The sequence below is a fragment of the Eubacterium sp. BIOML-A2 genome, assembly GCF_009680135.1.
Lineage (GTDB): Bacteria > Bacillota > Clostridia > Lachnospirales > Lachnospiraceae > Faecalicatena > Faecalicatena contortus_B.
In genome coordinates, this window is record NZ_WKZK01000008.1 from 1 (window position 1) to 14,487 (window position 14,487).

14 protein-coding genes are annotated in these 14,487 nt (G+C 47.2%); all 14 read right to left on the reverse strand.

The window, feature by feature from the left end:
- Window positions 1-86: 86 nt before the first annotated feature.
- Window positions 87-1,124 (reverse strand): hypothetical protein, encoded by a 1,038-nt coding sequence (locus GKG43_RS04505; protein ID WP_082202799.1) that lies wholly within the window; start codon window positions 1,122-1,124, stop codon window positions 87-89.
- Window positions 1,125-1,691: 567 nt separating this feature from the next.
- Window positions 1,692-2,942, reverse strand: coding sequence for an ammonium transporter (locus GKG43_RS04510; protein WP_129879552.1), 1,251 nt, complete (start codon window positions 2,940-2,942; stop codon window positions 1,692-1,694).
- Between the two features lie 139 nt (window positions 2,943-3,081).
- Complete coding sequence (locus tag GKG43_RS04515; protein WP_050639484.1) at window positions 3,082-3,420, reverse strand: P-II family nitrogen regulator; 339 nt, start codon at window positions 3,418-3,420, stop codon at window positions 3,082-3,084.
- A 350-nt stretch (window positions 3,421-3,770) separates the two neighbouring features.
- Window positions 3,771-4,559, reverse strand: coding sequence for a M15 family metallopeptidase (locus GKG43_RS04520; RefSeq protein ID WP_050639483.1), 789 nt, complete (start codon window positions 4,557-4,559; stop codon window positions 3,771-3,773).
- On the reverse strand, window positions 4,556-5,185 hold the full coding sequence (locus GKG43_RS04525; RefSeq protein WP_055151522.1) for a 4'-phosphopantetheinyl transferase superfamily protein: 630 nt from the start codon (window positions 5,183-5,185) through the stop codon (window positions 4,556-4,558). Before GKG43_RS04525 ends, GKG43_RS04520 begins: the two co-directional genes overlap by 4 nt.
- Window positions 5,186-5,200: 15 nt before the next feature.
- Window positions 5,201-6,820: an EAL domain-containing protein gene (locus tag GKG43_RS04530; RefSeq protein ID WP_050639481.1), complete on the reverse strand. Its 1,620-nt coding sequence runs from the start codon at window positions 6,818-6,820 to the stop codon at window positions 5,201-5,203.
- Window positions 6,821-7,365: 545 nt separating this feature from the next.
- Window positions 7,366-7,788 (reverse strand): ATP synthase F1 subunit epsilon, encoded by a 423-nt coding sequence (atpC, locus tag GKG43_RS04535; protein WP_347562108.1) that lies wholly within the window; start codon window positions 7,786-7,788, stop codon window positions 7,366-7,368.
- 21 nt (window positions 7,789-7,809) lie between these two features.
- Window positions 7,810-9,192 carry a F0F1 ATP synthase subunit beta gene (atpD, locus tag GKG43_RS04540; RefSeq protein WP_129879550.1) on the reverse strand — a complete coding sequence of 461 codons (1,383 nt, stop codon included), beginning with the start codon at window positions 9,190-9,192 and terminating at the stop codon, window positions 7,810-7,812.
- Between the two features lie 57 nt (window positions 9,193-9,249).
- Entirely contained in the window at window positions 9,250-10,140 is an 891-nt protein-coding gene (atpG, locus tag GKG43_RS04545) for an ATP synthase F1 subunit gamma (RefSeq protein ID WP_055151533.1), read from the reverse strand.
- A 1-nt stretch (window position 10,141) separates the two neighbouring features.
- Complete coding sequence (atpA, locus tag GKG43_RS04550; protein ID WP_050639478.1) at window positions 10,142-11,659, reverse strand: F0F1 ATP synthase subunit alpha; 1,518 nt, start codon at window positions 11,657-11,659, stop codon at window positions 10,142-10,144.
- Complete coding sequence (atpH, locus tag GKG43_RS04555; RefSeq protein ID WP_330377533.1) at window positions 11,656-12,324, reverse strand: ATP synthase F1 subunit delta; 669 nt, start codon at window positions 12,322-12,324, stop codon at window positions 11,656-11,658. The genes atpA and atpH overlap by 4 nt, the downstream gene beginning before the upstream one ends.
- A complete protein-coding gene (gene atpF / locus GKG43_RS04560) occupies window positions 12,302-12,805 on the reverse strand; it encodes a F0F1 ATP synthase subunit B (protein ID WP_050639517.1) in 504 nt (167 codons plus the stop codon). The genes atpH and atpF overlap by 23 nt, the downstream gene beginning before the upstream one ends.
- Window positions 12,806-12,826: 21 nt before the next feature.
- Window positions 12,827-13,051, reverse strand: a complete 225-nt coding sequence (atpE, locus tag GKG43_RS04565; RefSeq protein ID WP_025654373.1) for an ATP synthase F0 subunit C — start codon at window positions 13,049-13,051, stop codon at window positions 12,827-12,829.
- A 74-nt stretch (window positions 13,052-13,125) separates the two neighbouring features.
- Window positions 13,126-13,836, reverse strand: coding sequence for a F0F1 ATP synthase subunit A (locus GKG43_RS04570; protein WP_129879548.1), 711 nt, complete (start codon window positions 13,834-13,836; stop codon window positions 13,126-13,128).
- Window positions 13,837-14,487: the final 651 nt, after the last annotated feature.

A 14,487-nucleotide genomic window follows, 5' to 3' on the forward strand; every position in this document is an offset into this window, starting at 1 on the left:
TCAATATCTACAGTTTTCAAGGTTCAATTGAGCCTTATTTATTTGACTCGTTTTTCCATACATCATTTGACACTATCTTTTCGATACTAGTCAAGATAAATCGGAGGTTCATATTCTTTGCCAAGCAGTGCTTTCTTGCGTTCCTGATACCCTAAAAAAGCCCACTCGGTCATATCTGTCCATTTATGTGTAGATCGATCATAAACCTGCACATATCCGATTCTGCTCGGATGCATGCGCACACTGTTGGTCTGATATTCACGCCCGGTGTAGGGATTCACCTCGCCCAGTTCCCTGTCCTCTTCTACATCATCGTGTTTGATAACCGGCTCGAAATCCTCGGGCTCTTCCTCGTCCTGAACGGGTGGATCAGTCTTCTCTTCTTTCTGCGGCACAGATTCTTCCGCAGGGGCCGGATTTCCTTTCTTCCTGAGGAAAATACCGCCGGTGCGGAACTTTTCCTTCTTCTCCGTCTTGACTTCTTTTTTCTGTTCTAACTCTTCTTTTATTGTCTCAATCGGCTCACCGGCCTGAACATTCTCCTCTAATTCAGAAAGCTCCTCATGGATCTCATAGAGTTCACCGATCGTCATATCTACTTCTTCAGTCTCACTTTCATCCCCAATGGCTGATTCAGCTGCCGCAGCAATACCAGCAGCCTGTCCTTGAGCGCTTTCCGCTTCTATTACGCCTGTCAGGCCGGCATCCGGTGCTGTCTCTTCAATATCTTCCGCATCGTCTTCATCCAGTATATCATCAGTTTCCCGCATACCTTCCTCTGATGCTAATGCGTGTTTTCTCTCCGCTGCCTTCTGTTGGCGCTTCTTCTCCAGCTTCCTCCACTCCTTTTCCGTTGGAACGGATTCTCCTGATTCGGTTACAGCTGTCGCAGCCGCAGGAGTTTCTCTTGAAAGTATACTTAAATGGAAAGGACAGCCCAGAATATTTGCAATTGTGCGCATGTCCTGTTCCTGAAAATTATCTCTTCCCAGACGCTGGGTCAGATTCTGCCTGGACATCTTCTTGCCGGTACGTTCCTCGATTATCTCTGCCAGTTCCTTAATAGTCATGCCTTTACGGCCAAGAATAATTTTGACTTGTTCTCCAAATGTAAGGTCTTCCATGATCTTCCTCCTTATTAATTGTGATACTGTATTGTATTATACCCTGATGGATAGAAACATAATAGTTGCTTCATAAACCCATCATTTTCCCTTTTTCCATTTTAGCAAATACATACGGGGACGTCAATGTTCAATTTATGTGATAGGATGGAGGGGGACGCTGGAAAACAGGGAAGTCTGGCGACTGGGGGGAGTCTCTATGCCATTTTAAAAATCCGCGCCGTCTGCGTAAGAGGCCCTAAAGGGAAAAACATAGAAAATGGCGGTACAGCGGCATGCAGCCCGAAATTTGATAATTTCGGGCCTTAGGCCGCTTCAGGATTTGACGTGAAACGTCAAATCCTGCCCACCATTTTCTATGTTTTTTCCTTAAGGGCCTCTAACGCAGACTTTTAGGACTTTTAAAATGGCATAGAGACTCCCCCCAGTCGCCAGACTTCCCTGTTTTCCAGCTGGTGCATCCAATCGGTTGGTAATATGCGTACATTGGGAGGCGTCGAGACGGCAGCAGCGTATTAATTCGATTGGTGGAGCTTAAAAGTGCAGGGAGGTTGTAAAACATTTGTTTTACAATCTGAAGTTGAAATCTGCATATGCGGTTGAACCATGCTCATGTACATCCAGACCTTCGGTTTCTTCGGTCTTGTTAACCCGCAGTCCTATTGTTTTGTTTATGATTGTAAAGATGATTACTGCCATGATACCTACAAAGGCCATGACGGATGCTACGCCTATCAGCTGTGTTACTACTGAATAATCTGGTGAGAATACTCCTGTCAGGATTGTGCCGAGCGCACCGCATACGCCGTGTACGCTGATTGCCCCCACCGGGTCATCGATCTTTGCTGCTTTATCAAAGAATTCTACTGAAAATACTACCACGATACCGGCTATTGCACCGATTATGATTGCTGACCAGTTGCTGACTGTATCACAGCCCGCTGTAATTGCCACGAGACCCGCCAGAGATCCGTTGAAGGTCATAGACACATCCGGCTTTCCATATCTGAGCCAAGTTACGGTCATTGCCAGAAGTGTGGCTGCAGCTGCTGCAAGGTTTGTCGTCATGGCAATATCTCCGAGGTTCGTAGTTGCGGCTGTTGTGGAACCGCAGTTGAAACCAAACCAGCAGAACCACAGGATAAAGACACCAAGCGCTGCAATCGGCAGGTTATGTCCGGGTATGGCTCTGACTTTTCCTTCTTTGTCATACTTTCCGATACGAGGACCCAGTATTTTTGCCCCGACCAGTGCGCAGATACCGCCGACCATATGTACCGCCGCGGAACCGGCAAAATCATGGAATCCCAGCTCTGCCAGCCATCCGCCTCCCCAGATCCAGTGTCCGGAAACCGGGTAAATAAAGATACTGATCGCCGCACTGTATGCAAGGTAAGCTGCAAACTTGGTCCGCTCTGCCATGGAACCGGAAACGATTGTGGCTGCGGTTGCACAGAACACCGTATGGAAGATCATGAATACGCCTACTGGCAGGCCGTTCATTAAGCCATCTGCATCTGCCAGAGAAACCGGATTGAAGAATCCTCTGATTCCTATGATGCCGTTCCAGTCCGTACCATGCATAATTGCAAATCCAAAAATAAAGAAAAATAGACTTCCCAGCACAAAGTCCATCATATTTTTCATCAGAATATTTCCCGTGTTCTTTGCTCGTGTAAATCCTGCCTCACACATGGCAAATCCCGCCTGCATAAAGTAAACCAAAAATGCCCCCAGCATCGTCCACATGATATTAATCAGCAGGGATACCGCCTCACTTGATTCCATACCGCCTGCAATTAAATCTGCTAATCCCATAATGACTCCTCCTTCTCATTTTGCAGCCCGGACTGCTCACGTGCCGGGCATATAAAAAGGAGATACCTGTAACGAAACACATCTCTATGTTTCTTACAGCTATCCCCTTTGATAACAATTTTTCATTCCTGCCTGTAGTTTAGAGAGCATCGTGTCCGCGCTCCCCGGTTCTGATCCTGACCGCATCCTGTACTTCGTAAACAAATATCTTTCCGTCTCCGTATGTACCCGTCTGAATTTCTGAGACAACTTTTTCAATGATTTCTTCGGCCGTCTCAGGCTCAACGATTGTTTCTACCTTGATCTTCGGAAGCAGATTTACACGATATTCTGCACCGCGGTATATCTTCCTGTGTCCTTTCTGATTGCCGTATCCCATGATATTTGTAATCATAAGTCCGTTAGCAGAACAGCTGTCGAGAATTGTTTTCAAGTCTTCCAGCTTCTCCGGCTGAATAATAATTTCGAGTTTCTTCATATTATGACCTCCTTTTAATATAACAAAGCGGGCAAGCCCACCTCAGATCTCCACCCCCTCACTCATGAGGGGCTTGCACACTTTGGCGCCGCCGCGATGCCGCTTTGCGGCTATATACCTTATCGCGGAATGTGCATCCCCCGGAGGGTTTTGTATAATAGGACAGTGCAAAGCACTGTCCTATTATACAAAAAGGGCGTCTTCCCTGTGGAAAACGCCCTCGTTTTGATATAACTTATTATACTCGCGCAGATTTGAAAGTCAAATATTATTTTATAATAAATTTATATTTGTTAAAAATGTCATTATTTTCCCTTCAGCAGAAGAAAAGATCTCTTATTTGCACGAAATTACTTGACACCCAGGTATTCCTCCAGTGTGATCCCCTTCTCTTTGATCTCTTTCGCCGCCTCTTTCCCTACATAGCGGTAATGCCACGGCTCATATATGATACCGGTTATATCCGCTTTTTCCGGAGGATAACGAAGTATAAATCCATATTTATAACAGTTTTCCGCCAGCCATTTGGACTCAGCCGTATCCGCCTGTTTCTCGTCCAGGTTCTGATACTCCTCGGATGTAATGTCAAGTGACAGCCCGGTCGCGTGCTCGCTGTATCCCGGCACTGCAACAGATTTCTTCGTTTCATTGTAAGCATCCAGTAAACTGCTTCCCTGGTTGACCCAGTTCTGCATAGTCTCATTAAAAACGGTCTTCTGATCTTCGTAGGAACGGTAAGCGGAACAGATATACATCTTGAGTCCGCCCGCCTGGGCATCCTCCAGCATCTGCTTCGTATCTTCGACAATCCGTGAATCTACTGAACGCCCCTCTATAACCTCTGCTAATTCAGGCTGGTATTCCTGGTCCAGCGGATAATCGTCATTTACCAGCACAAGCTCCCAATTCTCTGGTTCCTCCTTGGACAGAACAGCCGCAGCCTCCACAGATTTCTGTTGTTTCAGCTTTGACTGCAGATCTTTATTCTCCGCTTTTAACTTCTCGTGCGTTTTAGCCATGGTATCTTCTTTCTTGTCTAATGCCTTACTGGCCGCGGCAAATGTCAGCGCCATTCCAAGCACTGCGCCGCACACTGCACCCAATATGAGCGCTTTTTTTATCTTCCGGTTCATCTTCATAATTTAAACTCCATCCGTAGTTCAGAATCAATTTCGTCGTCAGTGGAACAGACTGCTATTTTACAGGGACACCCAGGCAGCACGTATTCCCGGTAATAATAGTCCCGCGGAAAACGTTCCGGCTTCTCAAGCAGTACAGGCGGCGAGGAAAGCCGGATCTCGAAACTCGACATATCCAGCGCCATTCCCTCCCTGGTGGCCTTCATAAAACTTTCCTTCAGCACCCAGAACCTGTAAAACATATCCCTCTGCAGTTTTTGATTGTCCTCCCTCAAAATTGCCTCGTACTCCGATGGGCAGAAAAACCTTTTTGCCACCTTCAGATCCGCCTCTTTGACAGTCTCAATGTCACATCCCACCTGAGTTTGCTCATTACATTCCATATCAACAGAACACAGCACATAATCCCCCGAATGCGAGAGATTAAATGCTGCTTTTTCTGTAATTCTGTATTTCTTTCGTATCTTTTCCAGCAATATCCAGGCTCCTGCGCTCTGTGCCCTGTCCTTTTGGAATCGCAGCCTGTCCGCCTTTTCTTTTCTAAAAGCCGGAAGCGTATCGTAATATCTCCGGTATCTATGCTCCTCATATAAAGGGCGGATATCCGAAAGCCACGTCCTGATCATAGATATGCCTGCTTTCTAATTCTTCAAATAGCGCACTTCAAAAGTGTCTATCGTAATCGGTTTATTGAACAAAGTCCCCTGTGCATAATCACATCCCAACTCTTTTAATACATTCAGCTGATCCTGTGTTTCCACCCCTGCGGCCGCCACATGGACACCGAGCTGCCTGCATACATCAATCACTGCCTTTGCCACAATCTGGCTGCGGCTGTTTCCGACAATGTTAGCCACCAGGCTCCGATCCAGCTTCAGACCATCAAATTCCATAATAGATAGAATGGCAAAACTGGAATCCTTTGCGCCAAAATGATCCAGAATGACTCGTACGTTTTCCTTCCTGATCTTGTTGCTTGTCTCTGCAAGCATCTCCTGATTCATATCTGTGTAGGATTCGGAAACTTCCACTTCCAGATATTCACAGGAAACATGGTACTTCTCTACCAGGGCAAGCATCTTCTCCGCAACGCTCTCCTGCCGCAGAGTTGCACCGGCAAAATTCACGGACACAGGCAGCATCGGCATATCATCCAGCTCCCATCTCCTCAGTGTCTTGCAGACCTCCTCGAATACATACAGATCCAGATGATGAGACAGCTTTGTCTCCTCCAGCAGTGTAATGTATTTGCCCGGGTCCACAATGCCCAGATCCTTGTGGTGATAACGTACGACTGCTTCGGCTCCCACCACTTCCTCCGTCAGAACATCTACCTTGGGGACAAAACACACAATAAAATTCCCCTGTTCTATATCCTCCAGAAGATCCTGCTTAATAATCGGCTCATGATGCCCTTTCTTCAGGTTCTTATAATACTTCTGCTTCTCTTCCCGCATCATGCCCTCAGCATGTGCCACAAGGCTGTCCACATCAATGTCTACCTTTTCCCAGGCATATCCCATCGTAGTCAGGCCCAGGCTGATATTCTCCAGCTTGCTGTGTGCACCATGTACATTTTTCATGAAGTCCTCATAATCCACGTTCTCCATGATTGCCAGGTATTCGTCCCCCGTCAGGCGGAATACCATAGCGCCTCTGAAGTACTCCTCCAGGACTTCCCCGACACGAATGACCACCTCGTCCCCATACTCACGCCCGAACTCTTTATTAAAGTTCTTCAGGCCGTTGATGTCTACGGACAGCGCCCCCAATGACTTCAGTTCTTCCTGCTTCACTTCCGCCAGATAGCCGACAAAACTGTTCCGGTTCAAAAGCCCGGTCAGGTCATCGTGATAGCTGAGGTATTCCTGCTGCTTCTGCATCTTCTGCAGGACAATCGCCTGTGAAATATATGGGATCACCGCACGCATAAGTGAAAGGTCGCACCCGCCCCGGTGTACGCCCACCGCAGCCAGAACCGCCACCACCTCATCATCCAGCGGCTGGAATACGCTATAATCAGCCTCGGTAGTGTCCGTAATCTCCTGGCGCAGCCACTTGGGCATCTGATCCGCATCCAGCATCTTAATGCGGTCCCTCTGCCATGGAACGTTTTCCGCACACCATTCATAGATCGTGATGATATCGTCATCCTCTTTTTCTATATAATAAACATATTCGGAATCATAATAATCACGTATGGTGCCCAGTACGTCATTCATGATTTCTATTATAGAACGCTGTCTATATTTCTCACTCATGGACTTCTCTCCCCTGATCTTACAGTACTGCTTTGTGTATGTTTTGGTGATTAGAATGCCTGAAACCTGCGCAATGCAGTACTTGATAACTATTAGCTTTTATGCACTGTAGTTTTGGTAACGTACAGATATAAATATTGTAGTATAATCTCTCATAAAAAGCAAGATGCGATGAGGGAATAAATTTGGGGCCAAATTTTTCCTACCGACCGGATGCGTCAGCCGAAAAACCGGGAAGCCAGTCCCACACGGGGAGCATCTATGCCATTTTAAAGGTCCTAGAGTTTACGTTAGAGGCCCTTAAGGAAAAAACACAGAAAATGGTGGGCAGACTTTGACGTCTCACGTCAAAGTCTGAAGCGTCCTAAGGCCCAAAATTATCAAATTTCGGGCTGCATGCCGCTGGACCTCCATTTTCTGCGTTTTTTCCTTTAGGGCCTCTTACGTAAACGGTGTGGACTTTTAAAATGGCATAGATGCTCCCCGTGTGGGGCTGGCTTCCCGGTTTTTCGGCGTCCTCATCCGTCCGCAAATCAAAAAATTGTTTACAAATTCCAGCGTTTCCCCTGGGATACTTTCAATCGGTTCATCGCCCGGGCAAGAGAAGCCTGGGTACGGTAATACTCCTGAAGGCTCTGCTTCTGGCGAAGCTGCTCTTCCGCGCGCTCTTTGGCTTCCTCGGCACGGCGCACATCGATTTCTTCGGGCCGTTCAGCGGTGTCTACCAGAATGGTGACACGGTTATTCACGACTTCTGCAAAACCTGCGCCAACGGCTATGTCAACCCAGCTGCCTTCTTCAATCTCCATCCTGGCATCGCCTACGCTGATCGCGATTACCATGTTCTCATGGTCCGGCAGAATACCCATTTTTCCGTCCGGAGCCGGAAGAATCAGTTTCCTGCAGCGTCCTATATAGAAGACTCTGTCACTTGCTATTATTTTCAGGCCAAATGTATCCATATACATACACCTCTATTCTGCCGCATTTCATGCTTTTGCTTTTTCGATCACATCATCGATCGTTCCTACATTAAAGAATGCGGACTCCGGATACTGGTCCATTTCTCCGTCCACAATCATCTTGAATCCGCGTATGGTTTCTTTCAGCGGTACATATCTGCCGGGTATTCCGGTAAACGTCTCAGCCACAAAAAATGGCTGTGATAAAAATCTTTGAATTTTTCTCGCACGCATTACCACTGCTTTATCATCATCCGAGAGTTCTTCCATTCCCAGGATTGCAATGATATCCTGCAGTTCTTTGTATTTCTGCAGGATCTCGGTCACCTGGTTTGCCACTCTGTAGTGCTCTTCGCCTACGATGTCCTCTTCCAGTATACGGGAATTGGATTCCAGCGGATCCACAGCCGGATAAATCCCCTGTTCCACGATCTTTCTGGATAATACAGTGGTCGCATCCAGATGTGCAAACGTGGTGGCCGGAGCCGGGTCCGTCAGATCATCGGCAGGTACATATACCGCCTGCACTGAAGTTACGGAACCGTTTCTGGTAGACGCGATCCGCTCCTGCAGTTCCCCCATTTCCGTGGCAAGCGTAGGCTGATAACCTACGGCCGACGGCATACGGCCAAGAAGTGCGGACACCTCCGACCCTGCCTGGGTAAAACGGAAAATATTATCTATAAACAAAAGCACATTCTGATGCTCTTCATCCCTGAAATATTCGGCCATTGTCAGCCCGGTCTCGGCCACCCGCATACGCGCTCCCGGCGGCTCGTTCATCTGCCCGAATACCAGCGCCGTCTTCTCCAGTACACCGGAAGCCTTCATCTCCGTCCACAGGTCATTTCCCTCTCGTGAACGTTCACCAACCCCGGTAAAAATAGAATACCCGCCGTGTTCTGTCGCGATATTGCGGATCAATTCCTGGATCAGGACGGTTTTTCCAACCCCGGCGCCGCCGAATAAGCCGATCTTTCCGCCCTTGGCATAAGGCGCCAGCAGGTCAATCACCTTGATTCCGGTCTCCAGAATCTCAATCACCGGGCTCTGATCCTCAAAACAGGGGGGATCCCTGTGGATAACCCATTTCTTATCGCACTGGACCGGCTCCCCATCGTCAATGGTTTCACCCAAAACATTGAATAATCTTCCCAAAGTCTGCTCTCCCACCGGAACCTTAATCCCCTCCCCGGTGGCAGTTACCTCCATATCCTTATGCAGCCCTTCGCTGGCGGCAAGCATCAGGCAGCGCACCTCGTTGTTTCCCAAGTGCTGCGCAACCTCCATAACGCACTTCTTTCCATTATTCTCAACTTCAAGTGCATCCTTAATAAAAGGAAGATTGCCGTCTTCAAATACTACGTCGACAACAGGTCCCATAACCTGTATGATTCGTCCTTCATTCATAATAGATCTCACTTCCTAAGGGGTCTGACCCCTTTGAACACCATATTCAGAATATTCTCACTTTTCTCGTTTCTGTGCGTTTGCTCCACTGCATACCTCGGTAATTTCCTGGGTAATCGCAGCCTGTCTTGCACGGTTATATAAGGTAGATAACTCTTTGATAATACTTTCTGCACTGTCTGTGGCTGTCTGCATCGCCATCATGCGGGCATTGTGCTCACTGGCGTATGCTTCTACCAGGCAGCCGTATATCATACCTGTGATATAGTTGGGTATGATGCTGTCCATGACGCTTTGCGCAGATGGATAGAGCTCGATTTCTTCCCGGTACATGTTCAGCGGCATGACCATATCGCTGAAGGAAGCTCTCTCCAGGGGGAGCAGCCGAACCTTCTCGGCATCTGACTTCACAGAATTCTCCATACGGGTGTATATCATGTATACTTCATCCAGCTCTCCACGTTCAAATTTGTCGATGATCGCGGACGAAATATTCCTGGCCCGGTGCATCGTCGGTTTTTGGACCGTATATTGGAAGCTGGTGTCTATTTCCACATTGTGCTTTGAAAAATAATGCCTCCCCAGCTCACCGACTACAAATAGTTTGTGTATTCCAGGCCCGCTTTGCAGTTCTTCTTCCAGCTTAATGATATTGTGGTTGTATGCCCCTGCCAGTCCCTTGTCTGCCGTAATAACAATGGAACCGATCTTCCGCTCCCCCGCCGGAATATGTTCCCTCAGGTCAAAGTACGGATGTTCGATATCAGGGACATGGCGCAGAATTCTGGAAATCTCCCCCTGCAGTCCATAGAAATACGGCTCTGTATCTTCCAGCTTCTTCTTTGCCTGTTTCATCTTGGAAGAAGAGATCATATACATCGCATTCGTAATCTTCATGGTATCCTTCACACTGTTTATACGGGTCTGTATTTCTCTGATATTTGCCATATTAACACCTGCTCTTCTTGAATTCCTTTGCGGCCTCCACGATCTTATCAGCCAGCTCATCGGTAAGATCCCCGGTTTCTTCAATCTCTTTCCCGATTTCCGGGTATTGTGTGTCCATGAAGCTCAGCATATCTGCCTGAAATTGTTTCACATCAGCCTTTTTTACCCCGAGCAGCACCCGGTTCGTCGCCGCACATAGGGTAATCACTTTTTCATGCAGGCTCAGTGGCTGGCAAAGCGGCTGCTTCAACAGCTCCATCAGCCCGCTGCCATAATCCAGCTGCTCTTTCGTCGAATCATCCAGGTCGGAACTGAATTGGGTAAATATTTCCATTTCCCTAAACTGCGCCAGGTCGATTCGGATACTTCCCGACGCCTTTTTCATCGCCTTCGTCTGCGCGGCCCCGCCCACACGTGATACGGACAGTCCTACATTCACTGCCGGACGCATGCCGGAAAAGAACAAATCACTCTCCAGGAAAATCTGTCCGTCCGTAATGGAAATCACATTGGTCGGAATGTATGCGGATACATCCCCCGCCTGTGTCTCAATGATCGGAAGTGCCGTAATCGATCCGCCGCCGAGCTCGTCGTTCAGACGGCTGGAACGCTCCAGCAGTCTGGAGTGCAGATAGAAAACATCCCCCGGATAGGCCTCACGTCCCGGCGAGCGTCCCAGCAGCAGGGATAAAGAACGGTACGCCACCGCATGTTTGGATAAATCATCATACACAATCAGCACGTCTCTGCCCTGATGCATAAAATGCTCCGCCATCGCGGTTCCCGCATAAGGCGCAATATACTGCAGCGGCGCACAGTCACTTGCCGTAGAGGCAACCACAATCGTATAATCCATAGCTCCGTTTGCGATCAGCGTATTCACTACTTTTGCAACCGTGGAGGCCTTTTGACCGATTGCTACATAGATACAGATTACGTCTTTCCCCTTTTGATTGATAATCGTGTCTAAAGCAATGGAAGTCTTTCCCGTCTGCCTGTCTCCGATAATCAATTCACGCTGCCCCCGCCCGATTGGAAACATCGCGTCAATAGCCAGGATTCCTGTCTCCAGCGGGACACTGACCGACTTCCTGTCAATAATACCAGGAGCCTCCTGTTCGATCGGCCTATAGTCATCTGCAGGAATCTCTCCCTTACCGTCAACCGGCACACCCAGCGCATCTACAACCCTGCCAATATATTTATCTCCAACCGGAACGCCGGCCCTTTTTTTCGTGCGTGTTACCTTTGTACCTTCTTTAATCCCCGTATCGTGCCCGAAAAGGATACATCCGATCACATCTCTCCGGATATCCTGCACCATACCTCTGATCCCATTATGAAAAGTCACGATCTCCCCATACATAGCATGGTTAATCCCATAAACCGTGGCGATTCCGTCGCCAACTGATATTACGGTGCCCACCTCGCTGTCATGGCTGGCTGCGTCAAAATTTTCTATCTCTTCTTTTAAAATAGAAATAATTTCATCTGAAATGATTACACTCACCCTATTCACCTCCTGGTCAATTTTTGTTCCAATCGATTCAGGCGTCCCTGCAGGCTCCAGTCAAATTCATCACAGCCCACGCGGAGCACAAAACCACCGAGCAGCGCTTTGTCCTGAATGATTTCAATATCTGCCTTTACCGCATCATATTTTTCACAAAGAAACGCCTTCATTTTATTCAGCTGTACCTCGCTTGGAGGTTCCACACACGTCAATACCGCATTCAGGATCTTATTCTGTTCATCGCAATATTGATGATATGCCTTGAAAATATCCCCGATGAGATCCATTCTGTGGTGTCTGCATGCCACTTTTAGAAAATTTCTGATTTCCTCAGGAAATACACGGTCAATCACTTTGAACTTTTTCTCCTCACGGATCGTTGGATTACTAAACACATCCCTCAGCTGAGGAACCTCTGCGAATATCTCTTCTGTTTTCTGTATGGCTTCCCTGTTCATATTCAGCTCATACAACACTTTTGCATACCTTATTCCGCAGTTTACTGCGGCCCCGCCCGCAGGGCATGAGTTACGGGACGCCCTCTGGGTATCCCCCATGCTGCAGACTGGCTGTTTTCCTGCATAAACAGCGTTCACCGTATGGTGTTCCCGGGTGTCCGTCACTGCCTTTTCCGGGCAGTTCTGACGGTTAGTGGTCTTCTGTGTCATCATGAGCGTCACCTACTTCTCCCAGAAACTGATTATATATCCCTTGATTTCCTTGATTCTCTGTCCTTTCACCTACGATCTTAGCTGCCGCCGTCATCGCAAGCCCCGCAATCTCTGACTGCAGCTCTTTCCTTGTCTGTTCCCGCTCAAGCATAATACTGGCCTTCGCGGAATCCAGCAAATCTCCGGCCTTGGTTCCGGCATCCTTCACAATACGCTCATACTCCGCTTTTGCCTGTACCTGAGCCTTCTCCACAATCTTCTCAGATTCTTGTCTGGCACAGGACAGAGCGGCTTCGTATTGGTTTTTAAGTTCCTCCGCCTCTTCCCTGGCACTGCTGGCCTGACTCAGGCCGTCCGCAATCATCCTTTCGCGCGCCTCTATCACATTCGTAACCGGTTTGATTAAAAACTTTTTCAACAAAAGATAAAGAACAACAAGGTTTATTATGGTAAAGAAAAGGTTCACATTTAATTGCAGCACCTGTTCCACCTGCCTTTCCTGTTATTTCAAAAGTATAATAATCAATAACCCGATAATAAAACCATAAATAGCTGTAGCCTCTGCCAGCGCACATCCAAGAATCAGCGTCTTGCTGATCTTGCCGTCAGCTTCCGGCTGTCTTGCGATTGCGTCTGCTGCCTTGCCCGTTGCAATTCCGATGCCAATTCCAGCTCCCACACCAGTTAAAACTGCAATACCTGCTCCAATAGCTATAATTGTTCCCATAGTACAAATCTCCTTTTTTCAAAATAATGTCTCTGTCCAGAACCATAAACAGTTACGAAATAATTCTGTCTTTTTTACTCCTGTTCCTCATTCATAAACAGTGCCGTCAGAAAGACAAACACATATGCCTGCAGCAGCCCGTCAAATATATCAAAATAAAAACTAAATGGTATTGGTACAATGACCGGTATAATCGCTTTTAAAAGTTCCATAATAACAAATGCACCCAGCACGTTACCAAACAACCGCATACAAAGAGACAACGGACGGATTACAATTTCCAGAACCATAATCGGTGCAACAATCGGCACCGGATCGGCAAAATGTTTTACCCAATGCTTTACCCCATTTTTACGTATGCCTGAATATTCAATCAGGAACATGCTCATAATCGCGAGCGCTGCTGTCACATTCAAATCCTTAGTAGGCGGTTTAAATCCAAACAGACTGATCATATTGGAAACACCCAGATAGAGAATGATTGTGATCAAATAAGGAATATAACGCTTGTTTTCCTTCCCTATGATGCCCTCGAAGAAGTTCTGCGCCCAGCCGATGGCCGACTCCAGCACCAGCTGTTTCTTTCCCGGATTCTCGACCTTTAGATTCCGGACAAAGATAAATGACACCCCGACCAGGACGGCCATGATAATCCAGGTCACGACTACCGACTCCGCCACGCCGATTCCCCCGAATACCGGAATCGTAAACACGGTCTTGCAGTTCAGCTCTTCAAGCAGCTTCTCTGTCAAACTTTCCGTATCGCTCCCTCCCTTTCTTTTCATATTTTGCTTTTAAAATGGAGTTTCACTTACGAAACTCACGCCTGCGGCAGCTGCTTCTTACACCGCAGTGCGCACCCCGCCGGGAGAGCTTATTTATTTCATAAGATGCAGATCCTTTGAAATAAAAAAAGAACTTCAAAGCCGAAATTCCCTTCCCTCCACACCCTTCCAGGAGCACTTCCTCCTAAAAGTTAAACTAAAGATTACGCCCAAAGTTTTTGTTTGTCAACGATTTCAAAATGTCGGCATTTATCCTCCTTTTTTTAAAATTTTCATCAAATTTTCCAGTGATTTAATTCCCTGGTTTACGGATTTTTATTTAAATTTAATCTTTATTTTTGTACAATTTATATTTGTAAAAATTTGTTAAATACAAATTAACCAAACCGAAATGTTTCGAGACCTTCACATTTCGTCGTTTTAGCCATAAGTATGTCAATATTTTCACAAAGGTTAAGGAAACTTTAGCAACTTCTTTATGATAAGCGGCCTTTTTATGCGCTTTATCACCGATCTGCCGCACGTCCCAAACCACCGAAAACGTTACTTCACCGGCTCCGATGCCGTGCAGCAAGGTGCACGGCACGGCTTGAACAGTAACCCGAAAACGGCTGAAAATATGCCTTCACAACGCGTGCATTTTTGGTTTAT

Bases quoted from the DNA above. Each gene is read 5' to 3' on its own strand.
- GKG43_RS04505 (WP_082202799.1), bottom strand. From the start codon at position 1,124: ATGGAAGACCTTACATTTGGAGAACAAGTCAAAATTATTCTTGGCCGT.
- GKG43_RS04510 (WP_129879552.1), bottom strand. From the start codon at position 2,942: ATGGGATTAGCAGATTTAATTGCAGGCGGTATGGAATCAAGTGAGGCG.
- GKG43_RS04515 (WP_050639484.1), bottom strand. From the start codon at position 3,420: ATGAAGAAACTCGAAATTATTATTCAGCCGGAGAAGCTGGAAGACTTG.
- GKG43_RS04520 (WP_050639483.1), bottom strand. From the start codon at position 4,559: ATGAAGATGAACCGGAAGATAAAAAAAGCGCTCATATTGGGTGCAGTG.
- GKG43_RS04525 (WP_055151522.1), bottom strand. From the start codon at position 5,185: ATGATCAGGACGTGGCTTTCGGATATCCGCCCTTTATATGAGGAGCAT.
- GKG43_RS04530 (WP_050639481.1), bottom strand. From the start codon at position 6,820: ATGAGTGAGAAATATAGACAGCGTTCTATAATAGAAATCATGAATGAC.
- atpC (WP_347562108.1), bottom strand. From the start codon at position 7,788: ATGTATATGGATACATTTGGCCTGAAAATAATAGCAAGTGACAGAGTC.
- atpD (WP_129879550.1), bottom strand. From the start codon at position 9,192: ATGAATGAAGGACGAATCATACAGGTTATGGGACCTGTTGTCGACGTA.
- atpG (WP_055151533.1), bottom strand. From the start codon at position 10,140: ATGGCAAATATCAGAGAAATACAGACCCGTATAAACAGTGTGAAGGAT.
- atpH (WP_330377533.1), bottom strand. From the start codon at position 12,324: ATGATGACACAGAAGACCACTAACCGTCAGAACTGCCCGGAAAAGGCA.
- atpE (WP_025654373.1), bottom strand. From the start codon at position 13,051: ATGGGAACAATTATAGCTATTGGAGCAGGTATTGCAGTTTTAACTGGT.
- GKG43_RS04570 (WP_129879548.1), bottom strand. From the start codon at position 13,836: ATGAAAAGAAAGGGAGGGAGCGATACGGAAAGTTTGACAGAGAAGCTG.